Annotated in this window: 18 protein-coding genes; 10 read left to right on the forward strand and 8 right to left on the reverse strand. The window is 63.1% G+C overall.

All coding sequences use genetic code 11. The annotated features are described in order from the left end of the window. Nucleotides 1–2: 2 nt before the first annotated feature. Nucleotides 3–779, reverse strand: a complete 777-nt coding sequence (locus CIT26_RS19375; RefSeq protein ID WP_245319474.1) for an MBL fold metallo-hydrolase — start codon at nt 777–779, stop codon at nt 3–5. Nucleotides 780–816: 37 nt separating this feature from the next. On the opposite strand from CIT26_RS19375, the gene CIT26_RS19380 reads away from it, so the two are divergent. Both CIT26_RS19380 and CIT26_RS19385 read left to right on the forward strand, forming a co-directional pair. Then, nucleotides 817–1,485, forward strand: coding sequence for an ArsR/SmtB family transcription factor (locus CIT26_RS19380; RefSeq protein WP_095494057.1), 669 nt, complete (start codon nt 817–819; stop codon nt 1,483–1,485). 24 nt (nt 1,486–1,509) lie between these two features. Further along, the gene (locus tag CIT26_RS19385) at nt 1,510–2,352 is read left to right on the forward strand and encodes a nucleoside phosphorylase (protein ID WP_095494058.1); all 843 of its coding nucleotides are present in this window, start codon (nt 1,510–1,512) and stop codon (nt 2,350–2,352) included. A 76-nt stretch (nt 2,353–2,428) separates the two neighbouring features. Here CIT26_RS19385 and CIT26_RS19390 read toward each other — a convergent pair whose 3' ends face one another. After that, nucleotides 2,429–3,076: a hypothetical protein gene (locus tag CIT26_RS19390; protein ID WP_167391456.1), complete on the reverse strand. Its 648-nt coding sequence runs from the start codon at nt 3,074–3,076 to the stop codon at nt 2,429–2,431. A gap of 229 nt (nt 3,077–3,305) precedes the next feature. On the opposite strand from CIT26_RS19390, the gene CIT26_RS19395 reads away from it, so the two are divergent. Further along, nucleotides 3,306–3,767, forward strand: coding sequence for a YbhB/YbcL family Raf kinase inhibitor-like protein (locus CIT26_RS19395; RefSeq protein WP_167391457.1), 462 nt, complete (start codon nt 3,306–3,308; stop codon nt 3,765–3,767). 213 nt (nt 3,768–3,980) lie between these two features. Here the strand turns inward: CIT26_RS19395 and CIT26_RS19400 are convergent, their stop codons facing one another. Further along, entirely contained in the window at nt 3,981–4,784 is an 804-nt protein-coding gene (locus CIT26_RS19400; RefSeq protein WP_095494061.1) for an SRPBCC family protein, read from the reverse strand. Continuing rightward, a complete protein-coding gene (locus CIT26_RS19405) occupies nt 4,775–5,383 on the reverse strand; it encodes an ArsR/SmtB family transcription factor (RefSeq protein WP_095494062.1) in 609 nt (202 codons plus the stop codon). Before CIT26_RS19405 ends, CIT26_RS19400 begins: the two co-directional genes overlap by 10 nt. A 241-nt stretch (nt 5,384–5,624) precedes the next feature. Between CIT26_RS19405 and CIT26_RS19410 the strand changes: the two genes are divergently transcribed. Continuing rightward, nucleotides 5,625–6,017: a GFA family protein gene (locus CIT26_RS19410; RefSeq protein WP_095494063.1), complete on the forward strand. Its 393-nt coding sequence runs from the start codon at nt 5,625–5,627 to the stop codon at nt 6,015–6,017. Nucleotides 6,018–6,061: 44 nt separating this feature from the next. On the opposite strand, the gene CIT26_RS19415 is transcribed toward CIT26_RS19410, so the two are convergent. Then, nucleotides 6,062–7,570, reverse strand: a complete 1,509-nt coding sequence (locus CIT26_RS19415; protein WP_095494064.1) for a winged helix-turn-helix domain-containing tetratricopeptide repeat protein — start codon at nt 7,568–7,570, stop codon at nt 6,062–6,064. Between the two features lie 135 nt (nt 7,571–7,705). On the opposite strand from CIT26_RS19415, the gene CIT26_RS19420 reads away from it, so the two are divergent. Further along, nucleotides 7,706–7,951: a DUF1127 domain-containing protein gene (locus tag CIT26_RS19420; protein WP_095494065.1), complete on the forward strand. Its 246-nt coding sequence runs from the start codon at nt 7,706–7,708 to the stop codon at nt 7,949–7,951. A gap of 218 nt (nt 7,952–8,169) precedes the next feature. Continuing rightward, nucleotides 8,170–9,054, forward strand: coding sequence for an alpha/beta fold hydrolase (locus tag CIT26_RS19425; protein WP_095494066.1), 885 nt, complete (start codon nt 8,170–8,172; stop codon nt 9,052–9,054). A gap of 53 nt (nt 9,055–9,107) precedes the next feature. On the opposite strand, the gene CIT26_RS19430 is transcribed toward CIT26_RS19425, so the two are convergent. Both CIT26_RS19430 and CIT26_RS19435 read right to left on the reverse strand, forming a co-directional pair. After that, the gene (locus tag CIT26_RS19430) at nt 9,108–9,638 is read right to left on the reverse strand and encodes a dihydrofolate reductase family protein (RefSeq protein ID WP_095494067.1); all 531 of its coding nucleotides are present in this window, start codon (nt 9,636–9,638) and stop codon (nt 9,108–9,110) included. A 159-nt stretch (nt 9,639–9,797) separates the two neighbouring features. Next, entirely contained in the window at nt 9,798–10,700 is a 903-nt protein-coding gene (locus CIT26_RS19435) for a LysR family transcriptional regulator (protein ID WP_095494068.1), read from the reverse strand. 97 nt (nt 10,701–10,797) lie between these two features. On the opposite strand from CIT26_RS19435, the gene CIT26_RS19440 reads away from it, so the two are divergent. Continuing rightward, entirely contained in the window at nt 10,798–11,646 is an 849-nt protein-coding gene (locus tag CIT26_RS19440; RefSeq protein WP_095494069.1) for an SDR family oxidoreductase, read from the forward strand. A gap of 60 nt (nt 11,647–11,706) precedes the next feature. After that, the gene (locus CIT26_RS19445; protein ID WP_095494070.1) at nt 11,707–12,129 is read left to right on the forward strand and encodes a RidA family protein; all 423 of its coding nucleotides are present in this window, start codon (nt 11,707–11,709) and stop codon (nt 12,127–12,129) included. A 523-nt stretch (nt 12,130–12,652) separates the two neighbouring features. Here the strand turns inward: CIT26_RS19445 and CIT26_RS19450 are convergent. Further along, entirely contained in the window at nt 12,653–13,048 is a 396-nt protein-coding gene (locus CIT26_RS19450; protein WP_245319475.1) for a winged helix-turn-helix transcriptional regulator, read from the reverse strand. Nucleotides 13,049–13,272: 224 nt separating this feature from the next. Here CIT26_RS19450 and CIT26_RS19455 point away from each other — a divergent pair, with 224 nt between their 5' ends. Together CIT26_RS19455 and CIT26_RS19460 are read left to right on the forward strand one after the other, a co-directional pair. Further along, entirely contained in the window at nt 13,273–14,037 is a 765-nt protein-coding gene (locus CIT26_RS19455) for an SDR family oxidoreductase (RefSeq protein WP_095494072.1), read from the forward strand. A 65-nt stretch (nt 14,038–14,102) separates the two neighbouring features. Continuing rightward, nucleotides 14,103–14,996, forward strand: a complete 894-nt coding sequence (locus CIT26_RS19460) for an NAD(P)-dependent oxidoreductase (protein ID WP_095494073.1) — start codon at nt 14,103–14,105, stop codon at nt 14,994–14,996. The last annotated feature ends 126 nt before the right edge of the window (nt 14,997–15,122 follow it).

Here is a 15,122-nt window from a genome sequence, read left to right on the forward strand (position 1 = left end):
GCTCAGGCCGCCGCCGCAGCAAGGGCGGAATTGGCGGCCCGGAGCGCCGCGGCCTCCGGCGGAGCCGGCGGAATCTCGGCGAGCATGAAGCGAATGAACGCGGCTTCGTCCTCGATCCGGAGGGCCTCGTTGTGGCGTTTCTCGAAACCGATGGTCGACCACGGCTTGCCGCTCAGGCGTCGGCCGCAGACCGAGCCAGCATAGGCGCCGGGGAGCACCTCGACATGATCGGGAAGAGCCTTGAGCCGGCCGGCGCTGCGAAAGAGATCCTTTGCGCCTTGCTCGGCGCTGACGGCGAGTTCGGTGCGACCGAGATCGCCGGCCATCAGCGTGTGGCCGGTCAGCACGAACCACGGCTCGTCGGCACGCGTGCGGTCGCTGACGAGAAGGCAGATGTGCTCCGGGGTGTGACCCGGCGTGTGCAGGACGGTTGCGGTGACGTTGCCGAGCGAGAGGACCTCTCCGTCGCGCACGCCTTTGAACGGGAACGCAACATCCGCCTCCGCCGAGAGCACGTAGGCGGCGCCCGCCGCTTCGGCGAGCGCGCGGCCGGCAGAGAGATGGTCGGCATGAACATGCGTGTCGACGACGAAGTGGATGCGCATGCCGGCGTCTTCGGCGGCACGCAGGTAGAACTCGATGTCGCCGGCCGGATCGACGACGGCCGCAGCTGCTTTGCCGCCGCAACCGAACAGGTAGGAGACGCCGACCGGATCGGTGTGAAGGAACTGGCGAAGGATCATGGTCTTGCGCTCCTCGTTGCAAGGGGCTAGAAACATTCAATCATTCCGCTGAATGTTTCACTGAGGAGAAGTCGTGTCAAGCACCGGACCGAAACAGGCGATCTACGCGAGCCTTGCCGAAGTGGCTCTGGCACTCGGCCATCCGCATCGGCTGGAGCTTCTGGAGCACCTGGCGCAAGGGGTGCGCAGTGTCGAGGACCTCTCCGCGCGAGCCCATCTGAGTTTCGCCAACACGTCGCGCCACCTGCAGATCCTGCGGCGGGCGCGCCTCGTCGAGACGGAGCGCCGCGGCAAGCACGTGCTCTATAGCCTTGCCGGCGACGCCGAGGTGGTGGCGCTGATCAAGGCGCTCGGTCGGGTCGGCGAGCGAAACGTGGCCGAAATCGGCCGCGTCATGGCCGACTACTTCCTGGCTCGCGATGCGATGGAGCCGGTGTCGCGAGACGACCTCGTCTCGAGGCTGCATGACGGCATGATCACGGTCCTCGACGTGCGGCCAGAGGACGAGTTTGTGGTCGGACATCTTCCAGGCGCCCTCAACATCCCGCTGGCCGAGCTGGAGCGTCGTTTGGGCGAACTACCGGCGGATCGGGAAGTGATCGCCTATTGCCGCGGCCCCTATTGCGTCCTGTCGTTCGAAGCGGTCGCCGCCTTGCGGGAGCGGGGCTATCTCGTCCGTCGGCTCGAGGACGGCTATCCCGAATGGAAGGCCGCCGGCCTGCCTGTCGAAACGGCCGCCTGAAACAGGACACGCGAGGCGAGTCCCATGCATCAGAAGCCCGTATGGCCGATCGTGAACCACAAGGATCATGCTTCTCCTTCCGTGTTCCGGCCGGAGGCGCTGTTGCGCGAGGCGCGCCGGCAGAAGCGACTGCCGCTCGCCGCCGTCCCTCCGGTGTGTGTCCTCGATCCCGACGGCGACGTGGTGCGGCACCTCAAACTTGCAGGACAGAGCCGCGCACACGAGGGGTGGGCGTGTTACCACACCGAACTTCTTGCCTTCGATCTCGACGGCGTCGGAGACGTCGGCATCATCGGCTGCGCGGTGGGCGCCTCCTTTGCGGTGCTCGTTGCCGAGCAGCTCTTTGCGGCCGGCTGCCGGCTGCTCGTCAGCATCACATCCGCAGGCCTGATCACCGACAACGGACCCACGCCATACTTTGTCCTGATCGACCGCGCTCTCCGGGACGAGGGGACGAGTTATCATTATCTGCCGCCGGCAATCTTCGCGGAGGCACCAGACGCGAGGCTTATCGCTCGCATTGAAGACGCCTTGTCGGGGCTTTCCGGCATTGTCGCCCGCCGGGGCTCAACCTGGACGACCGATGCTCCTTATCGCGAAACCGAGACAGCGATCGCATCTGCGCGGGATCTGGGCGCCCTCGCCGTCGAGATGGAAGCCGCGGCTTTGTACGCGTTTGCCGCTGCAACACACCACCCCGTCGTGTGCTTTGCGCATGTGACGAATGCCATGGCGCAAACCGAGGGAGATTTTGAGAAGGGCGAGGCGAACGGAACAAAAGCAACGCTCACGGTCATCGCCACAGTTGCACGGGTTTGGCTGTCCTCCATCGAAGCCGAACAGCACGCAGAAGCAAGCGGGATATAGCGAGCCCTAGCTACCACCCTTCTGAGGCGTATACGCCCTGACCAAAACATCTATCCTCAGGTCCCGGTCTGCATGATCATGCCGCTGCCGGCGGCCGTGCCAAGGCGGCCTCGATCACTCCCTCGTAATCCTTACCGAGGCTTGTCCTGATCAGTGCCGCCAAGAGACGCGGGAAGTCACGCCGATCGACCAGCCCTGCCAGAGCGCGAGCATCGTTTCCCAACCCCAGTTGCACCGCTGCAGCAAGCGCCTTCGTGTCGGCAAAAGGATAAAGCTCGGGCCACGCGACCTGCACCTCGCGGCAGAAGATGTCAGCCCCCACATCGCCGATCCCTTTGAAGTCCTTCAGCAGTTGCCGCTCCGTCGCCGGATCGTTTCGCGCGAGCCCGCGCAACGCGCGAAGGTCGCCGCCGTATTTGCTCAGAAGCAGGTGCGCGGTGTCGCCCAGCATCCGCGACGTGCTCTCGTCGTAGCGGGCGTATCCTGCATGGTTCAGCACGCGCGTCCGATCGGCCCAGGTCGCCTCCGCCATTTTGCGCGGGGTGGTCCAGCCCTGATCGGACAGAGCTTTCGCCGCCTTGAGTGCAAGGTTCACGCTGATGCGGGCGCTGAAGAGAATCGATGCGCAGAGCCAGCGGAAGAGCGGTGAAGGCGTGTTTTTCTGGATATCGATCCCCAGTTCCGAGCAGTAAGTGCAGCCCGAGCGGTCGAGCAACGCTACCACGATCTGCTCTCTTGCTGGTTTTCGCGCCACGTTCGAGGTTCCGCACAGCTCCGCTTGTTCCAGGCGAAACGCCTGTCGCCGCTGGCGGTTCCGAGCTCCCGGCTCGGGACAGGAAACCTGCAGCACCCGCCACACACAAGCCAGCGCTAGGTGACGACCGGAACTTGCCTGGCTGAGAATGCGTTGGACCGGAAAACCCAGAGACAGTGGAGGCTGTCACCATGCGGCTATGAGCGATGCCTTCGGTGATAACGAGGCCGTTCCGGTGAAATTCACCAAGGACGGCTACAACACCTCGCCACCCTTCAGCTGGGGTGGTCTCCCGGACGGTACGCGCGAGCTCGCGCTCGTTTTTGAGGGGGTGACGCCAGCCACGCACGAGCCGTGGGTCCATTGGCTCGTCTATAAGATTCCGGCGGACGCCGAAGATCTGCCCAGCGGCTTCAAGCATGCACGCGAGCCGGAGGAGCCGATGCACGTACTGCAAGGCAGCAACGGGCTAGGCAATGTCGGCTATGACGGGCCATCGGGCACCGTCGGCCGCACCTATCGCTACCGCATTCGGCTTTTCGCGCTTGACCGCGCCATGGATCTGGAGCCTGGACTCGACTGGAAGACGTTCGAGCGCGCGATCAAAGGGCATGTGCTGGACCAGGCGGAGCTCCACGCCCGCTACGAGCGACCGGGATGATGCTGGCGGCGGCGTCAGTTGCCGGCGTCGCGGCTGTACAAACCGCTGAACCCGTCATCGCGGAACTCCAACGGGCAGGGGAATGGCGCTAGTTCGCCGGCCCTGTAGCGCTCCACTCTATCCAAGGCGCTGTTTTCCCTATGACTTCCTTCACCGGCGCGGCCGGAAACATCCGAAGCCCCTCGCGCCCAAACCAGACCGAAGCGTGACGGGTCAGTTCCTACTTCGCGGAGTTGGGAAATGCTTTTCAAGCCAGGTTCGCCACCTTGGCTCCTCCCGTTTTGCAATGCTCGCTGCATCGTCGCCAAAGAGGAAAAACCGCACGGACAGGTATGTCATCCCGCCCATCGGCAAGGCGAAGAGGTGCGCGAAGCCCGGCGCGGGCTGGTCCAGCCGGACCACCAGCTCGGGATGGTCTTGCGGCCCTGTTCGTTCGACGACGCCCTCGAATGCCTGCGTGCCCGAAGCCACGCGCCGTTGTTCAGTCGCATTCGCCAGGCCCAAGGGTTCAACCAGCTTTCGCCATGCATCAGCTAAAGGTTCAGAGGACGGGACCAAGACCTGAAAAGCCGAGCCGTGCTGCCCGGGAAAATGCGTGAGGTAGAGGCGGAGCAGGCGGAAGAAGGAGATCCATCCGTAGCTGTGGGCCTCGAACTGATCATCCCAATCATCGGAAGTCGCGAACCAGCGATGGACCACGCGAACGGTGCAAACCCCGCCGGACTTTGCCTCGACAATCCATTCCGTCGCTACCGTTCCCGGCTCACCCGGTGCTTCTGCGACAAACCGCTTGGGCGGCTCCCAAGCTGTGATGGTGGCGACTGCATCCATGCTTCCATCGGCAGCGAAATGCGAAACGGTGGTTCCTCCGATGCGGCCTTCGAGTTCGCTCGGCACGAACCATTGAGATATTCCAGGTCCCGTTGCGATCGCGTTCCAGACGTCCTCCGGTGTACCGGGGACATCCACTTGCGCCTCGACCGAGCGATTGCCGGCCGCATCTTTTTTCACTGGCATTGAACGTCCTTTCCTTGCGGATTGGCTGGTGAAGGATGCGCCGTCACGACAAGGCGATGGGACCGTCCCTGCGGCGCGGTTTCGTCGTGATAGCGTGCCGCCAGCGTGGTGATGGCCTCGGTCAATTCACGCGTGAACGAGGCGCGGTCGGCGGCGGAGCGGAAGCGGATTTCGGTGTCGATCGCCAAGGTCGCCAGGCGCTTGCCGGCATCCGTGGCGGCGCGCTGGAGGGCCCCGATCTCCCGCACCAGCCGAGCGCCGAGCGCGATGAGGTAGCTCGCCGACAGGCGGTCCGGGGTGCGGTCCGGATCGGCGCCGACCGGACCCAGTGCGCTCGTCGAGACGACATAGCTTGTGGCGCTCGCCACCATGAGCCGCTCCGTCAGGCCACCCCACTTCCGCGTGTCTGCAACTTGGACAAGCCCGTGCTCCTCCAGAGCATGCAGGTGGTAATTGATCTTCTGCCGCTTGAGACCGAGCCGTGTGGCGAGGGTAGCGGCCGAGGCGGGCTCCCGCAGTTCCGAGAGGAGCTGACTCCGAACGGGCTCCAACGCGGCGGCGGCCGCGCTCGGCCGATCTATGACTTCGATATCGAGCATACAGCCCTCACATTGACAAGCTTTCCTGTCAATGCGGTTGACGAGTATATTTGTCAAGAGCGAAAGGATCGCTTCGTCCCAATAAGCCGACGCTCCCAAACGGCATGCGACTGCAGCGAGCGACCTATCTGTCGCCAACAACGAGAAGACGACGCATCCCCCCGCCCGCAGCGGGGCAATTGCAATGACAGTGCCGTTCGTTGTAGCCATTGCGACCGCTTGATTTTGGAGGAGATGCAGCATGGACCGATTCACTGGCGGTTGCCTGTGCGGCGACGTCCGAATTGTGGCGTCGGGACTCCCATACCGGGTCGGCATTTGTCATTGTCTCGACTGCCGCAAGCATCATGGCGCCCTTTTTCACGCTTCCGCGGTGTTCCCCCAAGATGCGGTGACGATCGAAGGCGAGACGCGCGACTACGCCGGGCGGTTTTTCTGTCCCCGCTGCGGCTCGACCGTTTTCGGACGCACCGCAGACGAAATCGAAGTGAACCTGGGATCCCTGGACGCCCCTGACCAACTGATGCCAACCTACGAAAGCTGGATCATCCGTCGCGAGTCCTGGTTGCCGCCGTTTCCGCTCACGAGACGATACGAGCGTGACCGTGACGCCACGAGTCGCTTTGAGGAATAGTCGCACGAACGGTGCGAAAGCGTTGGGATGTCACGCCGGCAACGTCACTCCGGAAGACCGGCCTTGCGGAAGCCATCAACGAAATGCTCGAGCGTCGCGGCGTCGCGGAATGGCTCCGTCGCGGCCCAGTGGCGCGTGGTGAAATGCGGGTTGCCGACGAGGAACAGTTCGGCCTCTGCGCGCGCCTCGTCGAGCCGGCCCAGTTGGGCAAGGCTTGCCGCCAGGAAACGGCGTGAGCTCGTACGATAAGTCTCGTCCCTGCGCAGTGTCTCGACAGCGGCTTCGTATTCGCCGGCCGCATATTGCGCCTGGCCGAGCGCCAGATAGTACCAACTTGCCGGAAACGGGTTCAGCCGGAACGCCTTGCGAATGTGCTCAAGGCCCTCCTCGACCCGTCCGGCCAGGACCGCGATGTCGGATAATGCCGCCCAGGCATCGGCCTCGTTCGGGTCGAGCTCGATCGCCTTGGCGAATTCCGCATCCGCCTCGGCGAAGCTGCGCTCATAGGCAAGCAGGTAAGCCAAAACCCAGCGGCAGCCGGCATCGTTGGGGTCGATCGCCACGGCTTTGCGCGCCAGTTCCAAAGCAACGCTACGGGACGTTTCGGTTGGTCCGCCGGAATGCACCCATCCCATCCAGTGGTTCATGGCAAGCCAGCGATATGCCTCGGCATATTCCGGATCGAGCGAAACCGCGCGGGTGAGCATCAGATGCGCTTCGCGCGCCGTCTGCGGCGAATCATCCATCAGCTTGCGCGCCCGCACGCAGAGATCGTAAGCCTCGAGATTTTTGGGCCGATTGCGTGGCGGCGGTGCGCGCAGCCTGCCGAGCAACGCCTCGACGATCTTGCCGGTGACCTCGTCCTGAACGGCAAAAATATCTTCCAGGCTGCGATCGAAGCGTTCCGCCCACAGATGATCGCCACTCACCGCGTCGACCAGCTGGGCGTTGATGCGCACGCGCCCTGCAGCACGTCGCGCGCTCCCCTCCAGCAGGTAGTGCACGCCGAGGTCCTGTGCGATATCGCGCACGTCCATCGCCTTTCCTTTATAGGCAAAGGCCGAGTTGCGTGCGATGACGAACAGGCCGGAGATCCTGGACAGGTCGGTGATCAGGTCTTCGGTCAACCCATCCGCGAAGGATTCCTGCTCGGGATCGGTGCTGACATTAACGAAGGGCAGCACGGCTATCGATGGTTTGCCGGGCAGCGGCAAAGATTTTCGCTTCGCGCCACCGAGCTGTTCGACGGCCCCCGTGAAGCGGTAGCCGACGCGCGGAACCGTAGCGATCCATTCACCGCCGTCGGCGGCCGGACCAAGCAGCTTCCGCAGCAACGCGATCTGGACCGTGAGGTTGCCTTCCTCGACGGCCGTGCCCGGCCACGCCGCGTCCATCAACTCGGCCTTCTCAAGGATTTCGCCGGGCCGTCCAACGAGCGCGCCAAGCAGCTTTATCCCGCGGTAGCCAACGGCAACCGGGACATCGTTGCGAAGCAGCGTTCCCGCACCGGAATCAAGCACGAACGGACCAAAGGCAAAGCGCGATCCCTGCATGCGACCTATCTATAGTCCGTTTGGAAGTTTTTAGAACTATTTGGGAGGGCTTAATTACGACGCTGTTCGTATCCTGCAGAATTCAACCTCTTTCAGGTCGAGGGTCCCCGGACCTTCAAACCTATGGAGGTTGCTATGAACGATATCCTTGCATCAGCCCCGCATCAGGCAGCGCGGCGGGGAATGCCCGTGCGGCCGGCGGAAATGTCGCGTCGGCACCTGACGACCCTGCGAAGCATTGTCGCGGCCTGGGGCGAGCGGAAACGCTTTCGCTGGGAACTTGAGCAAATGTCGAAGGACAATCCTCATTTGATCGACGATATCGGTCTGACGAGACGGCAGGTCGAGGCAGAGATCGCCAAGCCCTTCTGGCGGCGATAATCCTCGTCGCCGCAAGGTCGCGAAGCCCATACCGTCATCCTCGTTCTTGGTACGCCAAAAGCACCTCGGAACGGTACTCGCTCGCGCCGGTCGCCGCGCGGACACTGACAAATAGCCGACCATAAGGAACACCGGCCACACGCTCTTCGGCAACATCCGGAACTCTCGCCGCTCGTTTGAGTTGAGCTCCATTCCAGACAGCAAAACGGAATCTTGCCATGAGCCTGCCCGCGCAACGCCGAATGCGTCTCTCCGGTGGAACCGAGCTCGCCTACGTCACTGCGGGCGATCCATCCAACCCCGCTTTGCTCCTCCTGCATGGGTTTCCCAGCTCGGCACGTTCATTCCGTGACGTGATTCCCGGACTGGCGGGCGCAACCTATGTGATCGCGCCCGACCTCCCGGGCCATGGCCAGTCCGACGTTCCACCGACACCCTCCTTCGCCGCGATCAGCGAGGCAATTTCCGAATTGCTGGCCCACCTCGTGATCGGGCGCCGCTTCATCTACATTCATGACTGGGGCGCCGCCGTGGGCCTGCAGATCGCCATGCAAGCGCCCGAGCTGGTTTCGGGCCTCATCATCCAGAACGCAAACGCGCATCGTACCGGCTTCGGCCCCCTGTGGGACGCCGCATTGAAGTTCTGGTCAGAACCGACAAAAGAGAACGAAGCGGCCGCGACCCCCGACCTGACCTTTGAATTCACGCGCGAGCAATATACCGGCGGTCTGCCGGAGGAGGTCGCCGCCACGATCAAAGGCGAGCCCTGGGTCGAGGACTGGAGGGTGATGAATCTTCCCGGCCGCATGGAGACCCACCGCGCGCTCATCGCCGATTATAAGAACCACGCCGCGCGTTTCGATGCGATCGCCGGCTATCTAGAAAAATGGCAACCGCCGGCGCTCATGCTGTGGGGTCGCCACGACCCGTGGTTCGACATCGCCGAAACGCTGTCCTGGATGCAAGATCTGCCACGTATGGAGGTTCATATTTTCGACGGCGGGCATTTCCTGCTTGAGACGCATGCCGAACCAGCACTCTTCTTCATGATGGAGTTCATCAAGCGAACACAGAAGAGACTCACGCAGTTCCCGTCGCTTTAGGCCCAACCCAAAACCAGACTTCAGCGGCGATTTCCATCCGGCGAGTCGCGAGATCAAGCAGGGACGTAGGTCAACCTGATCACGTCCTCGCCAATCCGATCATTGGTCATAAGGCGGAGCGGCGGCCGGGGTCCGGCGAAATATGGCTTGCCGTGACCAAGCACGACGGGGTGCAGGTAGATTCGATACTCATCGATCAGGCCAAGTTCGGTGAGGCTTCGCGCCAAGTCCGGGCCAGCAACTTCGATCTCCCCGTCGCGCTCGACCTTCAGCTCTCGGATCGCGCCTTCAAGATCATCCCCAACAAGCCTGGCGTTCGGGCCAACCGACTTCAACGAGCGCGAGACGACCCATTTCGGCTGGTTCCGCCACGCCGCCGCAAAGGCGTATTGCTCTGCATCCCATTCAGGATGATCGTCGTCCCAGTAACGCATGACCTCATACATTTTGCGACCGTACACACTGCCCGCCTGCCCCTGAGCCTCCTCGATGAAGTGGCGGAAGAGCGTGGCGCTTGGCGCAAACGCCATATGATCGACGTAACCGTCCAGGGATTGGTTCATTCCGAACACGAGCTTAGCCATACCCGCCTCCTTTCCTTACGCGGCACATCCGCGCGGTTCTGACTGCGTTATGCAATCGGTTGTAAGCTAGATCGACTGATGGCGATCGACAGAAGCGAGAAATCATGCCGGACCTCCTTCTGCACTACGATTGCCCGGATTGCTGCCTCTTTGAACCAGTTAAGGTTCTTTCTTACGCAAGTCCTTCACGACATCGAGAAAAGCTCGCAGTGCCGGCGGCACCGCTCGATGTCCGGGATAGTAGACCGCGACCCCATCCGGAGCGGGCATCCATGCGGTCAGGACCTTACGCAGCCGGCCATCGGACATGGCCGCTTCGGCGGCCCAATCCGCCACATAGGCGATGCCCAGACCCTCTATTGCGGCTTCGACCATCAGTTCCTCGTCATCGAGGACGATGGAGCCGTTTGCGTCGATCACGAGTTCCTGGCCGGCGCGTTCGAACTCCCATCGATAGAATTTGCCGCTGGGCATACGATGGCCGATGCAATGGTGGCGTTGCAATTCCTCGGGCGTTCCCGGGTCGCCGAAGCGATCGAGATAGGCGGGCGAGGCGACACAGATGAACGTCAACGAGCGTGCAAACGGCACGGCGATCATGTCCTTGGGGACCGATCCGAGGAGGCGCACGCCGGCATCGAACCCGCTGGACACGATATCGATGAGCCGCCCCTCGACGACGATGTCCACGGTCACGTCCGGATGGCGCTCCGCCATCTGCGGAAGAACCCAGCGAACGAGAAGCCCGGCTACCAATCGCGGTGCGTTGATGCGGACCGTGCCCGCGACATTGCCCCGGAACCCCGCGACGCTGTCAAGCGCCTCGTCCAGCGAGGCGAGCGCCGGCCGAAGGCGATCGAGCAACCGGAACCCGGCTTCTGTCGGCGAGACGCTGCGTGTGGTGCGGTTCAGAAGGCGCACGCCCATGCGTTCCTCGAGCGCACGCATCGCATGGCTCAATGTGGAAGGTGCCGTGCCGATCTCGTCCGCTGCGCGGCGGAAGCTGCGGTGTGTGGCAACGGCCACGAAGGCGGTGAGATCGTTGAGCGACGGGCGGGGCATTGATGGGGATTTTGCATCATCTTATGCCGATTTCAACGGCTAATGCGCGCAATGCGATTGCCCTATCTCCTGCCTGGATCAATTGGAGATATGAGAAATGGAAAAGACCTGGCTCATAACGGGTGTGTCGTCCGGTCTAGGCCGGCTGCTGGCGGAGAAAGCCCTGATCAGGGGAGACCGCGTCGTCGGTGCCAGCCGCAGCGAGGACGCACTTCCCGACCTGCGTGCACGCTACCCCGAACGGCTCCGCATCGTCGCAATGGACCTCAAGGACCAGAGCTCGGTCCACGCCGCGGTCGACCGCGCCTTCGCCGCATCCGCTCGGATCGACATCGTCGTCAGCAATGCTGGCTATGGCCTGCTCGGCGCGGCGGAAGAGGCTGGCGATGTGCAGGTTCGGGACATCATCGACACCAATCTCATCGGCTCGATCGCACTCATCCGGGCGGCGTTGCCGCATCTGCGCAGCCAGGGTGGCGGCCGGATTCTACAGGTATCGAGCGAGGGAGGCCAGATCGCCTATCCGGCTTTCAGCCTCTATCACGCGACCAAGTGGGGTATCGAGGGGTTCGTCGAGTCCGTGGCACAGGAGGCTGCTCCCTTCGGCATCGAGTTCACCCTTGTGGAACCTGGGCCAGCGCGGACCGGGTTTGGCGGCAATCTCGCGCGGACCAAGCCGCTCGCGGCCTATGAGGGAACACCCGCCGGTCAGATCCGCGAGGCGCTCCGTGTCTCATGGGTGATCAAGGGCGACCCCGACCGCATGACGGACGCAATGATCAGGCTTGCCGATCAGGATGGTCCGCTTCCGAAGCGGCTGGTGCTCGGTGCCGAGGCCTATGCCGGCATCCGCAAGGCACTCGGCGGGCGCATCGAGGAGCTCGATCGGCAGAAGGACATCGCCGTCGCGGCGGATTTCACGGACGAGGAGTTGGTGTGGCTGTGACCCACCGGCTCCGGCCCGCTGCTCGTGCCCACCTCTTGTCAAGACAGAAAGGAACATCAGATGCCTACACGTGACGCCATCTACCCGGCCAACCGGCACGCATTGTACGATATCCACCGCTATTCCGCAGCCATTCGGTCCGGCGATCTTCTCTTCGTGTCGGGTCAGGTCGGGAGCCGTGAGGACGGCTCACCCGAGCCCGTATTCGAGGATCAGGTTCGACGGGCCTTCGCCAATCTGCGCGCTGTCTTGGCCGCCGCCGGGTGCAGCTTCGACGACGTCGTCGACGTCACCACGTTCCACACCGACCCGGACGAACAGATCGAGACAGTTCTGGCCGTCCGGGCGGAAGAGATCGGTGCACCTCCCTACCCGAACTGGACGGCAGTGGGCGTCAATTGGCTTGCGGGCTTCGATTTCGAGATCAAGGTCATCGCTCGCATCCCTTCGACGACGAGCAGTCATCCGGCGGACAAGCGCTGATCGCTCGCCCTGCAGTTTCTGTATTGGCGATTGTACCCCGACGACGGCAGCGCGGAGCGCCCCAGCACGGGCTCGCGCGATGTCCGTCCAACGATGAATATGCGACCTTTGCCCTGGGCCAAAATACGTCATTCCGCCGCAAACGATCGAGCTTTTTCACCGCCGATCACCGCCCTTACTGGGCTTTCTCGCCTCTTGGCTATTTCGCGCGCCTCGCGCGGACGTAGTTCCAGCGGCAATTTTCGGTGTTGGCGTGGTGGAAATGGCAAAATTGGCGCCAGCGTGGATGAAACCGATAACTACATTTCCGCTGGGGCACTCTGATATTCAGCCGTCGTTTCGCATCAGCTTCCGAGAGTATCCGGAGCCTGCCAAACCACTACGATCGTTCACTCGATTACACCGCGGCGGTCCTGCAAAATACCGCGCCTCTGAATTTGCCGATCTAGCCTCAACCCGTTCAAACGGCGACATAAATCCGCTTCGCTTCATCCGCGGAGCGGAAATTTATCCACATCCGGCGCTACCCTCGCGCGGCTCCTTCCGCCGCGGTTCGGGCAGCCCGCGCCGCTCCGGCTTTCGCCTTTTCTGTCCGCTCCTGGTGCTTTTTGCCCCATTCCGCCAGCGGGGCGAGCGCCAGGTCGAGCTCGGCGCCTTCCGGCGTGACCGAATATTCGACGCGCGGCGGCACTTGGTGAAACACCTCGCGGTGGATGATGCCGTCCGCCTCCATCTCGCGCAGGTGCTGGATCAGCATCTTCTCGCTGATCTCCGGCTGCAGCCTCTTCAGTTCGCCGAAGCGGCAGGGTTGCGCCTGGTGGATCTGCCAGAGCAAAAGTGCCTTCCACTTACCGCCGATCACCGCGAGCGCGGGACCCAATCCGCAACTGTCCGGCAGTTGTCTTTGTTTTTTTTCCAAGGAACTCTCCAATTCTGAGGTTCTGGTAGGTACCTTACTTTTTTGTCTGTACTTGCGCAATCGAAAGTACCTGCCTAGCTTCGAGCAAGGACGCCGGAGCATGCAGGCAGAAGGCCAGCGGCAAGGCTTCCCCTGGGACAGTTTTCGCTCGCAAAAAGCGGCCGCTCCCGACAGTCTCAAACCGACACACCGCGGCGCCCTTCGCGCCGGGATAAGGAAGAATCATGAGCAGATTTCAGGGCAAGAAGGCCGTTGTCATCGGCGGCACACATGGAATGGGACTGGCGGTGGCGCGTGCGTTGATCGACGGCGACGCCGACGTCCTGATCACGGGGCGCAACGAAAAGAACCTCGCGGACGCCAGTCAGGCGCTTGGCGGCAGCGTCCATGCGGTCCGGTCCGATATCGCCAGCATGGGCGACATCGCCGTGCTCAGCGCGGAAGTGGGGCAGAAACTCGGCGAGATCGATTTCCTGCACGTGAACGCCGGCGTGTCGGAGCTGGAACCGTTCGACCAGGTCACCGAAGCGTCCTACGATCGCCAGTTCAACATCAACACCAGGGGCGCCTTTTTCACCACCCAGCGCCTCATACCGCTGATCAAGGAGGGCGGTGCGATCGTCTTCACCTCGTCGATCGCCGAGGATTCCGGCACCGCCGGCATGGCGGTGTATTCCGCCAGCAAGGCGGCGCTGCGCGCCTTCGGCAAGGTGCTGGCATCGGAACTCCTGCCGCGAAAAATCCGCGTCAACGTCGTGAGCCCCGGCTTCATCGACACGCCGACCATGGGCGTGGCCGGCGCCTCGGCGGAAGAGCGCGCCGCCTTCATGAAGGTCGGCGACGAGGTGACGCCGATGAAGCGCCACGGCACGCCGGAGGAGGTGGCGCGCGCCGTTTTGTTCCTCGCCTTCGACGCCACCTTCACCACCGGCGAGCGGATCAAGGTCGACGGCGGCCTCGGCCAGGACCTGTCGCCGGCCATGGGGTAATAGGAACGCCGCACGCATAGCTCGCCGCGTAACTTCACGATCGAACCGAAAAAGAAAGGAAACAAATGTCCGACGTATCCGTCATCGGCCTTGGCGCCATGGGCTCGGCGTTGGCCGCGGCGCTCCTGAAAAGCGGCCTCAGCGTCACACTGTGGAACCGTTCGCCGGCCAAGGCTGAGGCGCTCGTGGCCAAAGGCGCTGTCGCCGCCGCGAGCGTCAAGGATGCCATCGAGGCGAGCAAACTGGTGGTCGCCTGCCTGCTGGTCTACGATACCGTGTACGAGGCGTTCGAGCCGGCAAAGGATGCGCTTGCCGGCCGCACACTGGTTAACCTCACCAACGGCACGCCGGCGCAGGCGCGCGAGATGGCACAATGGGCAGCCACCCGGGGCGCCGACTACCTCGACGGCGGCATCATGGCGGTTCCGCCGATGATCGGTCAAGCCGAGGCGCTGATCCTCTACAGCGGTGCGCACGCGGCGTTCGAGGCGCACGGGAAAACGCTCGGCGCGCTGGGGGCGGCCAGATATCTCGGCGACGACGCCGGGCTGGCACCGTTGCACGACATTGCTCTGCTCACCGCCATGTACGGCCTGTTCTCGGGCGTCACGAATGCCTTCGCGCTGACCGGATCGGAAAAGGTGCCGGCAGAAAAATTCCTGCCGATGCTGACCAACTGGCTCGGGGCGGTCATGACGTGGCTGCCCGACATGGCACGGCGCATCGACAGCGGCGACTACCGCAGCGATGTCGTCTCGAACCTCGAGATGCAGGCGGCGGCCTTCGACAACTTTATCGCGGCCAGCGAGGGCCAGGGTGTCAGCTCCGAACTGATCGCGCCGATGTTTCAGCTCATAAAAAAAGCCGTCGCATCGGGCTATGGCGATGCCGACCAGGCGAGCCTGGTCGAGATGATCAGGACTAGGCCGCAGGCCGAGAGGCAGCGGGTAGCGGGCTGAGGGCGCGATCCAGCGCCAGCATCACCAGCATCATGTGGCCCATTATTTCCTGCCGCACCTGGCGCGTTCTCCCGCGTCGGCGGTCGCGAGATAGAGATCGACGAGCGTACCCAGGAGTGCGCTCAG

The sequence above is a fragment of the Mesorhizobium temperatum genome (assembly GCF_002284575.1).
In the GTDB taxonomy this organism is placed as follows: Bacteria; Pseudomonadota; Alphaproteobacteria; order Rhizobiales; family Rhizobiaceae; genus Mesorhizobium; species Mesorhizobium temperatum.

Coding starts and splice junctions, on each gene's coding strand:
- CIT26_RS19400 (WP_095494061.1), bottom strand. CDS start 4,784: ATGCCAGTGAAAAAAGATGCGGCCGGCAATCGCTCGGTCGAGGCGCAA.
- CIT26_RS19440 (WP_095494069.1), top strand. CDS start 10,798: ATGGAAAAGACCTGGCTCATAACGGGTGTGTCGTCCGGTCTAGGCCGG.
- CIT26_RS19395 (WP_167391457.1), top strand. CDS start 3,306: ATGAGCGATGCCTTCGGTGATAACGAGGCCGTTCCGGTGAAATTCACC.
- CIT26_RS19455 (WP_095494072.1), top strand. CDS start 13,273: ATGAGCAGATTTCAGGGCAAGAAGGCCGTTGTCATCGGCGGCACACAT.
- CIT26_RS19385 (WP_095494058.1), top strand. CDS start 1,510: ATGCATCAGAAGCCCGTATGGCCGATCGTGAACCACAAGGATCATGCT.
- CIT26_RS19415 (WP_095494064.1), bottom strand. CDS start 7,570: ATGCAGGGATCGCGCTTTGCCTTTGGTCCGTTCGTGCTTGATTCCGGT.
- CIT26_RS19430 (WP_095494067.1), bottom strand. CDS start 9,638: ATGGCTAAGCTCGTGTTCGGAATGAACCAATCCCTGGACGGTTACGTC.
- CIT26_RS19410 (WP_095494063.1), top strand. CDS start 5,625: ATGGACCGATTCACTGGCGGTTGCCTGTGCGGCGACGTCCGAATTGTG.
- CIT26_RS19435 (WP_095494068.1), bottom strand. CDS start 10,700: ATGCCCCGCCCGTCGCTCAACGATCTCACCGCCTTCGTGGCCGTTGCC.
- CIT26_RS19375 (WP_245319474.1), bottom strand. CDS start 779: ATGTTTCTAGCCCCTTGCAACGAGGAGCGCAAGACCATGATCCTTCGC.
- CIT26_RS19425 (WP_095494066.1), top strand. CDS start 8,170: ATGAGCCTGCCCGCGCAACGCCGAATGCGTCTCTCCGGTGGAACCGAG.
- CIT26_RS19405 (WP_095494062.1), bottom strand. CDS start 5,383: ATGCTCGATATCGAAGTCATAGATCGGCCGAGCGCGGCCGCCGCCGCG.
- CIT26_RS19460 (WP_095494073.1), top strand. CDS start 14,103: ATGTCCGACGTATCCGTCATCGGCCTTGGCGCCATGGGCTCGGCGTTG.
- CIT26_RS19420 (WP_095494065.1), top strand. CDS start 7,706: ATGAACGATATCCTTGCATCAGCCCCGCATCAGGCAGCGCGGCGGGGA.
- CIT26_RS19445 (WP_095494070.1), top strand. CDS start 11,707: ATGCCTACACGTGACGCCATCTACCCGGCCAACCGGCACGCATTGTAC.